17 protein-coding genes are annotated in these 14,224 nt (G+C 71.6%); 5 read left to right on the top strand and 12 right to left on the bottom strand.

From position 1 onward, the window contains the following. From E1J50_RS21945 to minC (E1J50_RS21935), 3 genes are all read right to left on the bottom strand, one after another. A partial coding sequence (locus E1J50_RS21945) for a nucleotide-binding protein (RefSeq protein WP_165937945.1) occupies positions 1 to 301 on the bottom strand: 301 nt, incomplete at its 3' end. Between the two features lie 12 nt (positions 302 to 313). Next, a complete protein-coding gene (minC, locus tag E1J50_RS21940) occupies positions 314 to 1,006 on the bottom strand; it encodes a septum site-determining protein MinC (RefSeq protein WP_132255904.1) in 693 nt (230 codons plus the stop codon). Positions 1,007 to 1,471: 465 nt separating this feature from the next. Beyond that, a complete protein-coding gene (gene minC / locus E1J50_RS21935) occupies positions 1,472 to 2,128 on the bottom strand; it encodes a septum site-determining protein MinC (protein ID WP_245516697.1) in 657 nt (218 codons plus the stop codon). 388 nt (positions 2,129 to 2,516) lie between these two features. Between minC (E1J50_RS21935) and E1J50_RS21930 the strand changes: the two genes are divergently transcribed. The 4 genes from E1J50_RS21930 (at position 2,517) to typA (ending at position 6,783) form a co-directional block, all read left to right on the top strand. Beyond that, positions 2,517 to 2,816, top strand: coding sequence for an iron transporter (locus E1J50_RS21930; RefSeq protein WP_132255902.1), 300 nt, complete (start codon positions 2,517 to 2,519; stop codon positions 2,814 to 2,816). Between the two features lie 33 nt (positions 2,817 to 2,849). Further along, complete coding sequence (locus tag E1J50_RS21925) at positions 2,850 to 4,454, top strand: PepSY-associated TM helix domain-containing protein (protein ID WP_207919267.1); 1,605 nt, start codon at positions 2,850 to 2,852, stop codon at positions 4,452 to 4,454. After that, the gene (locus E1J50_RS21920; RefSeq protein WP_132255901.1) at positions 4,451 to 4,798 is read left to right on the top strand and encodes a DUF3325 domain-containing protein; all 348 of its coding nucleotides are present in this window, start codon (positions 4,451 to 4,453) and stop codon (positions 4,796 to 4,798) included. Before E1J50_RS21925 ends, E1J50_RS21920 begins: the two co-directional genes overlap by 4 nt. 158 nt (positions 4,799 to 4,956) lie before the next feature. Further along, entirely contained in the window at positions 4,957 to 6,783 is a 1,827-nt protein-coding gene (typA, locus tag E1J50_RS21915; protein WP_132255900.1) for a translational GTPase TypA, read from the top strand. Between the two features lie 82 nt (positions 6,784 to 6,865). Here typA and E1J50_RS21910 read toward each other — a convergent pair whose 3' ends face one another. From E1J50_RS21910 to E1J50_RS21885, 8 genes are all read right to left on the bottom strand, one after another. Beyond that, complete coding sequence (locus tag E1J50_RS21910; RefSeq protein WP_132255899.1) at positions 6,866 to 8,326, bottom strand: methyl-accepting chemotaxis protein; 1,461 nt, start codon at positions 8,324 to 8,326, stop codon at positions 6,866 to 6,868. 321 nt (positions 8,327 to 8,647) lie between these two features. Then, positions 8,648 to 8,824 (bottom strand): hypothetical protein, encoded by a 177-nt coding sequence (locus E1J50_RS27535; protein WP_165937944.1) that lies wholly within the window; start codon positions 8,822 to 8,824, stop codon positions 8,648 to 8,650. 27 nt (positions 8,825 to 8,851) lie between these two features. Next, complete coding sequence (locus tag E1J50_RS21905; RefSeq protein WP_132255898.1) at positions 8,852 to 9,166, bottom strand: hypothetical protein; 315 nt, start codon at positions 9,164 to 9,166, stop codon at positions 8,852 to 8,854. Continuing rightward, on the bottom strand, positions 9,166 to 9,489 hold the full coding sequence (locus E1J50_RS21900) for a hypothetical protein (RefSeq protein WP_132255897.1): 324 nt from the start codon (positions 9,487 to 9,489) through the stop codon (positions 9,166 to 9,168). The genes E1J50_RS21905 and E1J50_RS21900 overlap by 1 nt, the downstream gene beginning before the upstream one ends. An 81-nt stretch (positions 9,490 to 9,570) precedes the next feature. Further along, positions 9,571 to 10,362: a potassium channel family protein gene (locus tag E1J50_RS21895; RefSeq protein WP_132255896.1), complete on the bottom strand. Its 792-nt coding sequence runs from the start codon at positions 10,360 to 10,362 to the stop codon at positions 9,571 to 9,573. Positions 10,363 to 10,534: 172 nt separating this feature from the next. Next, complete coding sequence (cysK, locus tag E1J50_RS21890) at positions 10,535 to 11,512, bottom strand: cysteine synthase A (protein WP_132255895.1); 978 nt, start codon at positions 11,510 to 11,512, stop codon at positions 10,535 to 10,537. A gap of 196 nt (positions 11,513 to 11,708) precedes the next feature. Continuing rightward, on the bottom strand, positions 11,709 to 11,885 hold the full coding sequence (locus E1J50_RS27530; protein WP_165937943.1) for a hypothetical protein: 177 nt from the start codon (positions 11,883 to 11,885) through the stop codon (positions 11,709 to 11,711). 124 nt (positions 11,886 to 12,009) lie between these two features. Then, a complete protein-coding gene (locus E1J50_RS21885) occupies positions 12,010 to 12,513 on the bottom strand; it encodes an META domain-containing protein (protein ID WP_132255894.1) in 504 nt (167 codons plus the stop codon). 389 nt (positions 12,514 to 12,902) lie between these two features. On the opposite strand from E1J50_RS21885, the gene E1J50_RS21880 reads away from it, so the two are divergent. Continuing rightward, entirely contained in the window at positions 12,903 to 13,178 is a 276-nt protein-coding gene (locus E1J50_RS21880) for a helix-turn-helix domain-containing protein (protein WP_132255905.1), read from the top strand. Between the two features lie 6 nt (positions 13,179 to 13,184). Here E1J50_RS21880 and E1J50_RS21875 read toward each other — a convergent pair. After that, positions 13,185 to 14,224: NAD(P)/FAD-dependent oxidoreductase (locus E1J50_RS21875; RefSeq protein WP_132255893.1), on the bottom strand; the 1,040-nt coding region annotated here is incomplete at its 5' end.

Below are 14,224 nucleotides of genomic sequence, written 5' to 3'. Positions count from 1 at the left end.
CCGCGTCGGTGAGCGCGTCCTTGTCCCGGGTCTGGGAGGCCGGCAGCAGCGAGAGGCAGTCGAGCCGCTTGTCGCGGATCAGCGCCTGCGGCAGCTTGGCGTCGCCGTTGACCACGTTGATGAGGTCGTAGACGACCCGCCGCTCGGCCCCCCTGACGAGGTCGAGGTTGCGCAGGCCGACGTCGAAGTCGACGACGCAGACGCTCTTTCCGCTCTGCGCGATGGCGGCCCCGAGGGCCGCCGTGGTGGTCGTCTTACCGACGCCGCCCTTGCCCGATGTGACGACGAGAACCTTAGACATTCTCGTGACTCCTTAATCCAAGCTGGCCATTTTGATTGCGCCGCCGTCGAGCCAGATCTGCGCGGGGCGCCCGCGCAGGCTGGTGCCGATCTCTTCGGCCGTGCGGACGAAGCGATCGATGCCGAGGAGTTCGGGCTCGAACTTGCGGCAGAGAATTCGGGCGCGCGGGTTGCGGGCGGCGCCGGCGATGGCCCGTCCGCGCAGCGCGCCGTAGACGTGGATGGAGCCGCCCGCGAGGATCTCGGCTCCTGAGGAGACCGAGCCCATCACGGTGACGTCCCCGGTCGGGTGCACGATGGACTGGCCCGAGCGGACCGAGCCCTCGATCATCAGCGAGGTCGAGGGCGGGGCCTCGGGCTCGCCCGGCACCTCCGGGATCTCGACGGTGTCGACGGGGCGGCCGCCGACGAGAAGCGGTGGCCGGTCGCCCGGCATCGCGGCGGCCTCAGCCCCCTCGACGCCGAGGATCTTGATGCGGCGCAGCCCGAGATCGGTGAGCAGCGCCTGCAGGTCGTCCTTGCCGGGCTTGAGCGCCGCGACGTCGAGGATGACCGCGCGGCCATCGAAGAGCGTCGGGGAGCGCTTCAGCGCGGCATCGAGATCGGCGAGCCATTCGGCCAGCGGGGTCTCGGGTGCCAGGGCCAGGGCCTTGAAGGCTCGGCCACGCAGCGGAAGAGTTCGGCGGGGAGGAGTCTGGCTGGTCACGGCGGTGAACGATTCCTTACCGGACCATTGACGGTCGATATGGTTACCGAACGGTTAAGATTTTCGCTCGTCCGTTAAAGGAGCGCAGAAAACGCTCAAAAACCGCGCGCCGCCCTGTTTCGGATCGCGGGCAGGCGGTTGATAACGGGCAGAAGGCAGGATCCGAACGTTCGTTGTTCTTCGGGCCGGGCGAGTAATGCCTTCAGCGCGGCGATGCAGAGGCACGGTACACTTCGATACGGCGAGCCGTTTCGCTTCGTGGTGCGCCGCGAATCTCGACCCGACATCCGGCAGCGGCCGCCGCTCCATTGTCGAAGGTCGGTATGGTGATCCGCGGATCCTTGGACGAAGCTTGCGCGGAGGACCCTCGGCCGCCTCGGCGGCGCCGCAAGAATGAATCCTTCGTGCGGCCGATGGGAGCCCCGGCGTGCCATTCCGGGACGCTGGCCGACCCGACGCGCGGCCTCAGTCGAGCTTCGTCACCTTGATCGCGTCCTCCACGAGCCGGGCCTCGATCGCCTGGCCGCGCAGGCTCGGGCCGAGGTCGTCCGCGGTGCGGTAGAGGCCGTCGATGGCGATGAGCTCGGGCTCGAAGCGGCGGCAATAGATGCGCGCCTGCGGGTTGCCCGCGGCCCCCGCGATCGCCCGGCCGCGCAGCGTGCCGTAGACGTGGATCGAGCCGCCCGCGATCACCTCGGCGCCGGAGGCCACCGAGCCCATCACCGTGATGTCGCCCTCGAGATGCAGGATCGCCTGGCCGGAGCGGACCGGCGTGTCGAGGATCAGGGACCGGCTCGGCGCGGCCGGCGGCTCGGCGGGGGGCGGAGCCGGCGCGGCCGGGTCGGGCGGCTCGATGTCGGCCGCCGGGCGCCCGCCCGAGAGCGGCGGCGGCAGGCCCGCCCCGAGGATGCCCGCGCCCGCACCCTCGATGCCGAGGATCGCGATGTCGCGGGTGGCGAGATCCGCCACGAGGCCGGAGAGCGCCGACCGATCGAGCCCGAGGCCCGAAACGTCGAGGATCACGGGCCGCCCCGCGAAGAAGGCGGGCGAGCGCCTTGCCAGGGCGTCGAGGTCGGTGAGCCAGTCGGCGACGGGCTGCGACGGGGCGAGGACCATGGCCATGAAGGAGCGGCCACGGAAGCGGATCGGAGGGCGAGGCGCGGTCTCGGTCACGGGAATGCCAGGAAGCGGGAGTGCTGCGGGCGCCGAAGGCCCGGTCGGGCGAAGCGATGGCGCGAGCCAGGATTAGGCTTCGTTCCGGCCGGGCTCAAGCCGCGGCAGCGCACGCAAACGAGGATTGCACACCGGACGCGGTGCGCGCCCGCAGCCGTCCCGCGAGCAATCGAGGCTCTGTTCAAGTAAAGATCCGGCTTTAATCCCGACTTTCATATTGGAATGATTCCGAAACATAGACGTTGCGGCGCTGCGCGTCGTCTTGCTACTGCCCTGTCTCGCATGTCGATCAACGCTCGCCGACGGGCACGGAGCCGGCGCGGAGCACGGGGCTGCCATGGGCCAACCTCAACAGGGACGGGGCATCGCGTACCGGATGGGCGTCGCCGGCCGCGTCCTGCTCGCGGCGCTCGGCGGCTACGGGCTCGCCGCGCTGCTCACGGCGCTCCTCTCGGTGACCCTGCCGCTCCCCCGGTCGGAGGCGGTCGCCGCCGCGACCCTGCCGAGCTTCGCCGTCATGGTCGCGGCGGCCATCTTCGTGTTCGCGTCCCGCTCCCTCGCTCGCGCCGCCCTCGGCCTCGGGGCGCTGTGCCTCCTCCTCGGCGGCGGGCTCTGGCTCGTCCAGGGGCAGGCGTGAGGGCGGGCGGGGGCCGGGCATGAGGCAGGCAGGATGAGACAGGGATTCCGCCAGTCGATGGCGTGGCTGCACACGTGGTCGGGCCTCGTGGTCGGCTGGGTGCTGTTCGCGGTCTTCGTCACGGGAACGGCGACCTACTACCGAACCGAGATCACGCAGTGGATGCGGCCCGAGCTGCAGGCCGGGGCGACCTTCGATGCGGGCCGCGCGGCCGATCTCGGCGCGGATTTCCTGAAGGCCAGGGCGCCGGACGCGGTCGGGTGGTTCATCGGCCTGCCCCAGCCCGACAAGCCCCTCATCGAGGTGCATTGGTGGAAGGACCTCGCCGGCCCCTTCCACCACGCGCTCCTCGACCCCGCGACGGGCGCGCCGACGGCGGCCCGGGCGACGCAAGGGGGCGACTTCCTCTACCGGTTCCATTTCGAGCTCAACATGCCCCCGCTCTGGGGGCGCTGGATCGTCGGGATCTGCGCCCTGATCCTGCTCGTCTCCCTCGTCTCCGGCATCATCACGCACCGGCGCATCTTCGCGGACGTCTTCACCTTCCGCAGGACGAAATCCGCCCAGCGCGGCTGGCTCGACGCGCACAACGTCACCGGGGTGCTCGCGCTGCCCTTCCACCTGATGATCGCCTATACGGGCCTCGTCACCTTCGCGCTGATGTACGTGCCCTGGGGCGTGACGGCGGCGTACAAGGGCGACGAGATCCGCTTCTTCGTCGAGGCCCAGCTGATGCCGGAGGTCCGCGCGCCCGCGGGCAAGCCGGGCGGCCTCGTCTCGCTCTCGCCCCTGGTGGCGCAGGCGCAGGGGCGCGTCTCCGAGACCCTGGAGCACGTCGCCGTCTACAACCCGGGCGACGCGGCCGCGACGATCGTGACGATCTTCGAGGAGCCCCACGGCCTCGCGCATCTCCACCCGCAGATCGCCTTCGACGGCGCCAGCGGCGCGGAGCTCGGCGCGACCGGGATCGCGAAGGCCGCGACCCACATCTCGGCCTCCTTCGTCGGCCTGCACGAGGCGCATTTCGCGGGGCCCTGGCTCAAGGCCCTGTTCTTCCTGTGCGGCCTGATGGGCGCCGCGACGATCGGCACGGGCCTCGTCCTCTGGACGGTCGCCCGGCTGCCGAAGCCGGCCGAGCGGCCGGGCTTCGGCTACCGCCTCGTGCGCGCCCTCAACCTCGGCACGGTGGCGGGCCTGCCGGTGGGGCTCGCCGTCTACTTCCTCGCGAACCGCCTGCTGCCGGTCGGCCTCGAGGGCCGGGCGGAGACCGAGATCCGCCTCTTCTTCGGGGCCTGGGCCTGCGTCGCGCTGGCGGGGCTGCTGCGGCCCCACCGCGCCGCCTGGCGCGAGGCGTTCGGGCTGGCGAGCCTCCTGTTCCTCGCCGTGCCCCTCGTCAGCGCGGCGACGACCGGGCAGCACCCGTTCGACGGCGCGGCCCGCTTCCTCGGCTTCGACGCGGCGATGCTGGCCATCGGCCTTCTCCTCGCCGCCGCATCCTACCGCGCCGGCGCGCCCCGCCCGCGCCGGGCCGGAGCGGCCGAGCCGCGCCCCGCCCCCCGCCCGGCCGCGCACCGTGCCCAAGCGGCCGTCCCGCAGGCGCGGAGCGCGGAGGGTGCCGAGATCAGGCGACGCGCATGACCCCCCTCGTCCTGGCCCTCAACCTCGCCTTGAGCTTCGCCGCCCTCGCGGCGCTGGCGCTGAGCCTCGACCGGCACCACCGCGACGCCTTCCTGGTCCGCGTGCCGAAGGGCCGCGCCCGCACCCTCCGGCTCGCCGGCTGGGCGGGCATCACCGCCTCCTTCGCCGCCGCCGTGTCCTTCGAGGGCTGGAATTTCGGGCCCGTGCAGTGGATCGGCGCGCTCACCGGCGCCGCGCTCCTCGTGGTCGCGCTCCTCGCCTATCGCCCGGGCTGGCTGCGCCCGGCGGCGCTCGCGGCCCTGCCGCTGGCGCTCGCGGCCCTGCCGTTCGCGCTGAAGGGCTAGGCGCCCCGCTCCTCCGGCATGGCCCATCCGCGAGGACGGCCCTTGCCGGATGAGCCCGCACCTTCTATTGCAACGCAACAGCTCGAACCCGTACCCGGCGTGGCCGGCCGCGCCCTGCGGCCCGTCCCGTGACGGGTTCTACCCGCTTCGGATACCCCATGAAGCTGCGCAACATCGCCATCATCGCCCACGTCGACCACGGCAAGACGACGCTCGTCGACAAGCTCCTCCAGCAATCCGGCTCCTTCCGCGAGAACCAGCGGGTCGAGGAGCGGGCGATGGATTCGAACGACCTCGAGAAGGAGCGCGGCATCACGATCCTCGCCAAGGCCACCTCGGTGGTCTGGAAGGACACGCGCATCAACATCGTCGACACCCCCGGCCACGCCGATTTCGGCGGCGAGGTCGAGCGCATCCTCTCGATGGTGGACGGCGTGGTCGTGCTGGTCGACGCCGCCGAGGGCCCGATGCCGCAGACCAAGTTCGTGGTCTCGAAGGCGCTCAAGATCGGCCTGCGCCCGATCGTGGCCGTCAACAAGGTCGACCGGCCCGACGCGCGCATCAACGAGGTCGTCAACGAGGTGTTCGACCTCTTCGCGGCGCTGGACGCCACCGACGAGCAGCTCGACTTCCCGATCCTCTACGGCTCCGGCCGCAACGGCTGGATGGCGAACGCGCCGGACGGCTCGCAGGAGGACGGCCTCGCGCCGATGTTCGACCTCGTGCTGGAGCACGTGCCCCCGGCCAAGACCGAGGACGGCCCGTTCCGCATGCTCGGCACGCTGCTGGAGGCCAACCCCGTCCTCGGCCGCATCATCACCGGGCGCATCGCGTCGGGCACGGTGAAGCCGAACCAGTCGATCAAGGTGCTCGACCGCTCGGGCAAGGTGGTCGAGACCGGACGCGTCTCGAAGATCCTCGCCTTCCGCGGCCTGGAGCGCCAGCCGATCGAGGTCGGCGAGGCGGGCGACATCGTCTCGATCGCGGGCCTCGTGAAGGGCACGGTGGCCGACACGTTCTGCGACCCGCAGGTCGACACCCCGATCCAGGCCCAGCCGATCGACCCGCCGACCGTGACGATGTCCTTCATCGTCAACGACAGCCCGCTCGCGGGCACCGAGGGCGACAAGGTCACGAGCCGCATGATCCGCGACCGCCTGTTCAAGGAGGCCGAGGGCAATGTCACGCTCAAGATCGAGGAGGCGGCCGACAAGGATTCCTTCTACGTCTCGGGCCGCGGCGAGTTGCAGCTCTCGATCCTGATCGAGACCATGCGCCGCGAGGGCTTCGAGATCGCGGTCTCGCGCCCCCGCGTCGTCTTCGAGAAGGGCGAGGACGGCGAGCTCCTGGAGCCCGTCGAGGAGGTCGTGATCGACGTGGACGAGGAGCATTCCGGCGTCGTCGTCCAGAAGATGTCCGAGCGGAAGGCCGAGATGCTGGAGATGCGGCCCTCCGGCGGCGACCGCCTGCGCCTCGTCTTCCACGCGCCGACCCGGGGCCTGATCGGCTACCAGGGCGAGCTGATGACGGACACCCGCGGCACCGCGATCATGAACCGCCTGTTCAAGGCCTACGAGCCCTACAAGGGCGAGATCGCCGGCCGCCGCAACGGCGTGCTGATCTCGAACGACAAGGGCGAGGCCGTGGCCTACGCCATGTGGAACCTCGAGGATCGCGGCCCGATGATGATTGAGCCCGGCGCCAAGGTCTACCAGGGCATGATCGTGGGCGAGCACAACCGCGAGAACGATCTCGAGGTGAACGTGCTCAAGGGCAAGAAGCTGACCAACATCCGCACCACCTCGAAGGACGAGGCCGTGCGCCTGACGCCGCCGATCAAGATGACGCTCGAGAAGTCGCTCGCCTGGATCCAGGACGACGAGCTGATGGAAGTCACGCCGAAGTCGATCCGCCTGCGCAAGACCGTCCTCGACCCGAACGACCGCAAGCGGGCCGAGCGCGCCAAGGAGACGGTGAGCGCCTGAGCCCGGAGACCCGCCGTCCCGGATGCCGGGGCGGCGCCGGGTGCTGGGGCAGCGCCGGATGCTGGGGCGGCGGCCTCGCGCCTCAGCTCGCCTTGAGGAACGAGTCGATGCTGTTGCGCAGGCGGGCGGAGTGGGCCGCGAGGTCGCCCGACACCGTGCGCACGGCCTCGGAGAGCTGGCCGGTGGCGTTCGCCGCCGCCGACACGCCGCCGATATTGGCCGACATCTGATGCGTCGAGACGGCCTGCTCCTCCACCGCGGTGGCGATGGAGCGGGTCAGGTTCGACAATTCCTCGACGGCGTTCGTGATGGTCTCGATCGCCGCGACCGCCTCCCGGGTTGCGCCCTGGATCGCCGAGACCTGCTGCGTGATCTCGTCGGTGGCCTTGGCCGTCTGGGCGGCGAGGACCTTCACCTCGCTCGCCACGACCGCGAAGCCGCGCCCCGCCGCCCCGGCGCGGGCCGCCTCGATCGTCGCGTTGAGCGCCAGCAGGTTCGTCTGATCGGCGATCGACTTGATCATGCCGACCACGTCGTCGACCTTGCGGGCGTTCTCGGCGAGGAGCCGCACGGTGGTGTCGGTCGTCCCGGCCTGCTGCGCGATCTGCTGCGCCCGCTCCGAGACCCGGCCGACCCGCGTCGAGATCTCCTGGATCGCGCCGCTCATCTGCTCGGAGCCGGCCGCCACGGAGGTGGCGCGCGTGCGCGCATCCTCGGCCGAGCGGGTCAGGCCCTCGGCGGAGCCCTGCATCTCCTGCGCGGCGGAGGTCACCGCCTCCACCACCTCGGAGACCTCCCGCGCCATGTTCACCTGCGCGGTGACGATCGACCACGTCAGCATCGGCGCGAGATAGGCCCCGTCCGCCCCGTTGATGGCCGAGACCTGCAAGTGCAGCACCTCCGGCCCGACCTTGATCTTGGTCTTCCAGGGCAGCCGGCTCGAATCGGCGAGCATCTGGCGCTGGTGCTTCGGGTTCTTGTGGAACACGTCGATCGACGAGCCGAGCATCTCGGCGACGCGGATCGGCAGGTGCTGCTCGATCGAGCCGAGCGTCCGCTGCGAGGTCGCGTTGAGATAGTTGATCCGGAAATCGTCCTTCGGGTCCGCCGTCATCACGGCGACGGGCATCTCCTCGATCATCTTGAGGAGGCGCCCGGTCTCGGTCTTCTTGGCCGTGATGTCGCTGGCGATCTTGAGGATCGAGAGGGTCCGCCCGTCCGCCGCGAGGACGGGGTTGTAGGTGGCGCTGAGCCAGACCGTGCGCCCCTCCTTGTTCTGCCGCTCGAACTCGCCTTGCGCGAACTGCCCGTTCTTCAGCCTCTCCCAGAAGGCGGCGTACTCGGCCTGCGCCGCCTCGGCGGGCGCCATGAAGATCCGGTGGTGCTTGCCCCGGATCTCGTCGAGCGCGTAGCCGACGACGTTGAGAAAATTGGCATTGGCCGAGAGGATGGTCCCGTCCGGCGCGAATTCGATGATGGCGAGGGAGCGGTCCAGGGCCTCCATCCGGGCCTGGACGTCGTCGGGGAGGGGCTTACGAAACATGGGGCGAGACCTCGGGCCGGGCGGATGCCGCCTCCGGACGGGCGGCGGAAGCGGGGCCGGCGCCGCTCGCCCGTTCGGGATCGGGTGGGCCGAACGGGCCGGCCAGCGGCGCCGGGCGAGGTCTATACTGGGGAATCAGGGTAAAAGCGGCGTCGACACTTTGTATCGGAGCGCGACGATCAAGAGCAGATACGGATCGTTTCCGCCGCGATGAGCGTCGGATCTCGCCTCTGCTGATCGGGTCGTGAACCGTTTCGGTTCCACTGGGCCGGATCGCGGTTGCGGAGATCGCGCGAATGGGCCGCGCCGGGCCGGGCGGCGTCAGCCGCTGCCCGGGTCCGCCTCGTCCTCGCGCGACGCGCCGCCTCCGCCGCCGAGGCCGGGCTTGCCCTCGGTCTTCTCGTTCGGGTCCTTCACCGCGTCCGGCGCGATGTTGGCGGGCTTGCGCTTCGGCGGGTCGGCCGCCTCGCGATCGCCGCTCTGCTTCTCGTCGCCCATCCTCGTCCCCTGCCTGGTCGCGCCGGCTCAGTCGGCCTCGCGCTCGTAGATCGAGCCGCCGCCCGCGACCTTCCGGTCCGCGTCCGGTCCGCGGGAAGCCTGTTGGTCGGAATGCCCGGCCGAGGAGCCCCCGGGCGTCGGCGGGGCGCGGCCCGGCTCGCCCCGGGCCGCCTGCCATCCCGCGTTGCGCTCGGCGTCCGATCGGCCGCCGCCTTCCGTCCGGGTGATCGCGGCCTGCTCGTCCGTCTGGCGGCCGCCGCCGGCGGGCGGGCCGCCGGGGCTGCCGACATCGGCGTCGGGCTTGCGGGTGACGGTCTCGGTCGGGATGCTGTCGCCGCTCATCAGCGCTTCCCGTCGTCCTGACCGACAGCGGCCGTGGCGCGGTCGATCGCCTCCTTCGTCCCGGATTCCGTCTGACCGGCATCGCCGAGGCGGCGCAGGTTCTCGGGCGGGGTCTCGGCCTCCGTCGCCTCGGTGGCGTCCTGGCGCGGGAAGCCGCTCGCGAGCCGGGCGCTCTCGGCCTGGCCGGACGGGTCGCTGCGCAGGTCGTGCTGCGTGCGGGCCGGCACCCCGACATCGAGCGGCGACTCGCCGCCGAGGTCCTGGCCGTTGCGGTCGGCGTAGGCGTCGAAATCCTTGAGCGAGTCGCGCTTCTGGTCCGTCATGGCGGTCCTCCTGATGTGGCGGGACAACCCTGCCCGCCGCGCGAGGTTGCGTCGCCCGAGCCGAGCCCTCCCGCGAAGGGCTCAGTCGCCGCCCTCGTCGGGGATGTTGAGGATGTGCCCGCAGGCCTTGCAATGCACGGCGTCGGCCTCGTGCCGCTGCAGGCCGCAGGCCGGGCAGGGGAAGCGCACCCGGTGGGGCCGGACCAGGACCTGTGCGAGGCGGAGGAACAGCGTCACGCCGCAGAGCATGATGACGACCGAGAGGAGGCGCCCGACCGTGCCGGGGAGGGTGACGTCGCCGTAGCCCGTCGTCGTCAGGGAGGTCACCGTGAAGTAGAGCGCGTCGACGGAGTTGGCGATCGACGGGTTCGACCAGTGCTGCGTCGCGTAGACGAGGCTCGTCATCACGAAGATGAACACGCCGAGGTTGATGCCGGCCTCGATCACCTCCTCGTTCGCGCGAAAGAACGAGCTGTCGCGCCGAAGTCGCTCCTGCAGGTGGTAGTTCTGGAACAGGCGGAGCGTGCGCAGGATGCGCAGGAAGCCCGCCCCCTCGCCGACGACGGGCGCGAGGAAGGAGAGGATGGCGATCAGGTCGGTCCAGGTCGAGAGGCGGCCGAATTCCCGCCAGGGGCGCGGCGCGATCAGGATGCGGGCGGCGAGGTCCGCCGCGACGCCGAGGCCGAACAGGAGGTCGATCCCTTCGAGGACCGGCATCCGCGGCAGGAACGACGTCACCACGATGAAGGCCACGGTGACGATGTCGAAGGCGAGGAGCCCGTAGCGGAACCGGTGCGCGCGACTGCTCGTCCCCTCGTACAGGGAGCGCAGGGCCGAGCGCAGGCGCCCGAACGACGATGCGGCGGTGGACATGGTGCCCTCAACCCCCGGGGCCGGCGGAGGGATCCCGCTCGGAGCGCGGTCGCGAGGCATGCGCGAGCCGTCGGGTCCGGTCGGCGGACGAGGCAGGCGCGTCACGAGACGCGCGTGCCCCCGGGGAGGGCAGCGCGGACCCGGCGCGCTCGGCGCCGGGTCCGCCCCGTGCTCAGATGCCCTCGAACAGCGCCGAGGAGATGTAGCGCTCGGCGAACGAGCAGGCGACGGTGACGATGCGCTTGCCCTTGAACTCGGGCCGGCTCGCGAGCTCCAGCGCCGCGGCGACGTTGCCGCCCGTCGAGATGCCGCCCGGGATGCCCTCCAGGCGCCCGAGCAGGCGCGCCGTCTCGAAGGCCGTCTGGTTCGAGACCGTGAGCACCTCGTCGATCACCGAGCGGTCGAGGATGCCGGGCACGAAGCCGGCGCCGATGCCCTGGATCTTGTGCGGGCCGGGCTGGCCGCCGGACAGGACCGGGGAATCCTCCGGCTCGACGGCGACGACGCGCAGGTTCGGCAGGCGCGGCTTGAGGACCTGGCCGACGCCGGTGACGGTGCCGCCCGTGCCGACGCCCGCCACGAAGGCGTCGATCTGGCCCTGCGTGTCGTTCCAGATCTCCTCGGCGGTGGTCTTGCGGTGGATCTCGGGGTTCGCCGGGTTCTCGAATTGCTGGGGCATCACCGCGCCCGGGATCTCCGCGAGGAGCTCCTCGGCCTTGGCGATGGCGCCCTTCATGCCCTGCGGCCCGGGAGTGAGCGCGAGCTCGGCGCCGAGGAAGGCGAGCATCTTGCGCCGCTCGAGCGACATCGTCTCGGGCATCACGAGGATCAGCCGGTAGCCGCGGGCGGCGGCCACGAAGGCCAGCGCGATGCCGGTGTTGCCGGAGGTCGGCTCGACGAGGGTGCCGCCGGGCTTGAGGCGGCCGGAGGCCTCGAGCGCGTCGATCATGTTCACGCCGATGCGGTCCTTGACGCTCGCGATCGGGTTGAAGAACTCGAGCTTCAGCAGGATCTCGGCGTCGATGCCGCGCTCCTGCGGGAGGCGGTTCAGGCGCACCAGCGGGGTGTTGCCGATGGTCTCCGTGATGGAGCCGAAGACGCGGCCGTGACCGGGCTTGCCGGAGGGGGACGATACTGCGGAATCGGCCATGGACTTCTCCTGAGCGGCAGTGTTCGCGTTCGGCGCCGCGCGGGCGGCTGCTGCCGTCAGGCCCGACGCGTAACCGAATTCCCGGAACGCGTCGAGGTATATTGTAATTTACAGTATCTACCTGTTGTTTGCGTGCCGCCGGGCCCTCGCCGGAGAGAATCGGCGCGTCGGCGCGGCCCCGAAACGGGCAGCCTTCTCAGGAGAGCAGGCCGAGGCGCAGGGAGAGCAGGGCGAGGGTGCCGAGCAGCGTCGTGCCGGCCGCGATCCAGGCGGCCCCGGGATGGTAGCCCGCCGGCGTGCCGTAGCGCGGCTCGATGCGCGCGCCCGACCGAAGAGCGGCTCCGCCGGCTCGAAACCCGATGATCTGACGCATGCGCCGCCCTGTCCCTCGACCGGGACGAAGGAAGCACCGGGGGCTCTCAAGCCCCCGTGAATCCGGGCGCGGGACCGTTCGGCGTGGTCAACGGGGGCTTAACGGCCACGGCGCCCGCGGGCGCTCAGAGGGAGCGCTCCAGGCGCAGCTCGCCGCTCTGCGTCTTGATGACGAGCTGGGAGCCGACCATGTCCCAGGCGCCTGCCGTGCGCAGCGCCATGAAGAAGCTCTGCTCGGAGGCCGCGAGGCCCTTGTCGCAGGGCTTCTTGGTGATGGCGAGCGGGCCCACCGCGATATGCTGCTCGCGCAGGGGGAAGGCCGTCGCCGCGAAGGTGTTGCAGCCGCCGTAGCCGCGGGCGCGGTACTGCTTGTCGACGATGAAGCTCGGCCGGTCGTTGCCGCCGAAGGACTTCCCGTTCAGGCTGACCGCCGTCCAGGTCGAGTCGAGGGGGAAGATCTTCTCGGTCGGCTTCGCGGAGGGAATGTACTGGGGCTGCTTCTCCTCCCCGCCCGGCCGGCGGTTCTGCTTGCCGAAGCCCGTCACCCCTTGGGCCTGCGCATCCGTCGCCGTGGTCGTCGCCCCGGCCGCGACGGCGCAGGCCAGCGCGGCGATCCAAATCGCTCTCATCGTCTGGCCCCCATCTCTCGCGTGCATCGCGTGGTTTCTCGTCCTCGGGCCGGCCTGATGCCGGCCCCGCCGCACGCCGATGGATCGCTCATCGCGCCGGGCGGAAGCCCGATTCCCGAGACGTGCTGGAGGCCCCATCCGATAAGATTTCAGCACAAATATGGTCAACAGAGCGCGGCACCGGATTTTGCGCCGTCCCCGGCAAAGCTTCGTCCGGCCGGTGACGACCCCTGCCGGGCCGGTGCCCGCGGGATCGGAAACGTTGGCCGCCTCGGCCGTTGTCGAGGGCGGCGCCGCGCGGCACCTTCCGCGGGCGGGCCGCGCAGAGGAGGAGGAGCGAATTGACTGGATCGGACGAGGGCCAGCAGAGCGGGCACGTCGCCGCCCCGATGAGCCCGGCGCAGTCGCGCGCGGCACGGGGGCTTCTGGGCTGGTCGGAGGCGGACCTCGCGGCCAAGGCGGGGCTCGACGCCTCCTTCGTGCGCGCCTTCGAGGCGGGCCAGGGCGATCCCGCCGCCGGGCAGATCGAGGTCCTGCGCAGCGTCCTCATGCGCGCGGGCGCGGTCTTCACGAACGGGAACAGCCCCGGCGTCCGGCTGGAGCAGCGGGCCTCGCCGGACGAGGGCACGCGGCTCGGCGACCTGACCACCGAGAACGACCGCTGAGAGCGCTCAGGCCCGGGCGGTCGCGAGCGCCTTCAGGTCGAAGGCCGGGTCTGCCGCCTGCTCGGGCTGGAGCGGCGTTCCCGCCGCGAGGAGGCGCCGGGCGATCATGTGGTCGCCGGCGCGGTTGACGGACTCGACCGCCCGGAGCGCCCCGTCTCGGAAGCGGAACACCGAGAAGGCGTCCCCCGAGCCGCGCAGGATGCTCGCGTCCTCCGGCCCGGCGAGGCCCGCGATCTGCAGCTTGTGGCGGCCCTGGTCGCTCCAGAACCAGGGCACCGCGCCGTAGGCGGCGGGCCGCCCGGCGAGCCGGCCCGCGAGGCAGCGGCCCTGGTCGATCGCGTTCTGCACCGACTCGATGCGCACCGTGCCGTCCGCGGTCAGCCCCTTCGCGAAGGGCGAGGGGAAGCGGGCGCAATCGCCGAGCGCCGAGATCGCGGGGTCGTCCGTGGCGAGGAAGGCGTCGACGCGGATGCCGTCGGCGACGGCGAGCCCGGCCTCCGCGGCGAGTTCGGCGTTCGGGACGACGCCGATGCCGACGAGGACGAGGTCGGCGGGCAGGATCCGGCCTCCCGCCAGCCGGATTCCGGTCGCCCGCCCGCTCTCGCCGACGACCGCCTCGACGCCGGCCCCGAAGACGAAGCGGACGCCCCAGCCCTCGTGCGCCCGCGCGAAGAAGGCACTTGTCTCGGCCGACACGGCCCGGGCCATCGCACGGGACGCGGCCTCCACCACCGTGACGGAGAGCCCCCGTGCCGCGGCGACGGCGGCGAATTCGAGCCCGATGAAGCCCGCACCCACCACGACCACGCGCTCCGCGGCCGCGAGCGCCTCCTTGAGATGATCCGCGTCCGCGAGGCCGCGGAGCTGGCGCACGTTCGCGAGGTCCGCCCCCGGAACCGGCAGCGCCCGGTTGCGGGCGCCGGTGGCGAGGACGAGGTGGTCGTAGGCGAGGCTCTCCCCGTCCGCGAGGATCAGGCGGCGGGCCTCCCGGTCGATCCGCGCGGCGCGGGTGTCGGGCCGCAGCGCGATGCGGTGCTCGGCGAGGA

Origin of the sequence: Methylobacterium segetis (assembly GCF_004348265.1) — a bacterium.
In the GTDB taxonomy this organism is placed as follows: Bacteria; Pseudomonadota; Alphaproteobacteria; order Rhizobiales; family Beijerinckiaceae; genus Methylobacterium; species Methylobacterium segetis.
This window is presented reverse-complemented; position numbering and strand designations above follow the sequence as displayed.

Coding starts and splice junctions, on each gene's coding strand:
- minC (WP_245516697.1), bottom strand. CDS start 2,128: ATGGCCATGGTCCTCGCCCCGTCGCAGCCCGTCGCCGACTGGCTCACC.
- E1J50_RS21930 (WP_132255902.1), top strand. CDS start 2,517: ATGGGCCAACCTCAACAGGGACGGGGCATCGCGTACCGGATGGGCGTC.
- E1J50_RS21925 (WP_207919267.1), top strand. CDS start 2,850: ATGAGACAGGGATTCCGCCAGTCGATGGCGTGGCTGCACACGTGGTCG.
- E1J50_RS21920 (WP_132255901.1), top strand. CDS start 4,451: ATGACCCCCCTCGTCCTGGCCCTCAACCTCGCCTTGAGCTTCGCCGCC.
- typA (WP_132255900.1), top strand. CDS start 4,957: ATGAAGCTGCGCAACATCGCCATCATCGCCCACGTCGACCACGGCAAG.
- E1J50_RS21910 (WP_132255899.1), bottom strand. CDS start 8,326: ATGTTTCGTAAGCCCCTCCCCGACGACGTCCAGGCCCGGATGGAGGCC.
- E1J50_RS27535 (WP_165937944.1), bottom strand. CDS start 8,824: ATGGGCGACGAGAAGCAGAGCGGCGATCGCGAGGCGGCCGACCCGCCG.
- E1J50_RS21905 (WP_132255898.1), bottom strand. CDS start 9,166: ATGAGCGGCGACAGCATCCCGACCGAGACCGTCACCCGCAAGCCCGAC.
- E1J50_RS21900 (WP_132255897.1), bottom strand. CDS start 9,489: ATGACGGACCAGAAGCGCGACTCGCTCAAGGATTTCGACGCCTACGCC.
- E1J50_RS21895 (WP_132255896.1), bottom strand. CDS start 10,362: ATGTCCACCGCCGCATCGTCGTTCGGGCGCCTGCGCTCGGCCCTGCGC.
- cysK (WP_132255895.1), bottom strand. CDS start 11,512: ATGGCCGATTCCGCAGTATCGTCCCCCTCCGGCAAGCCCGGTCACGGC.
- E1J50_RS27530 (WP_165937943.1), bottom strand. CDS start 11,885: ATGCGTCAGATCATCGGGTTTCGAGCCGGCGGAGCCGCTCTTCGGTCG.
- E1J50_RS21885 (WP_132255894.1), bottom strand. CDS start 12,513: ATGAGAGCGATTTGGATCGCCGCGCTGGCCTGCGCCGTCGCGGCCGGG.
- E1J50_RS21880 (WP_132255905.1), top strand. CDS start 12,903: ATGAGCCCGGCGCAGTCGCGCGCGGCACGGGGGCTTCTGGGCTGGTCG.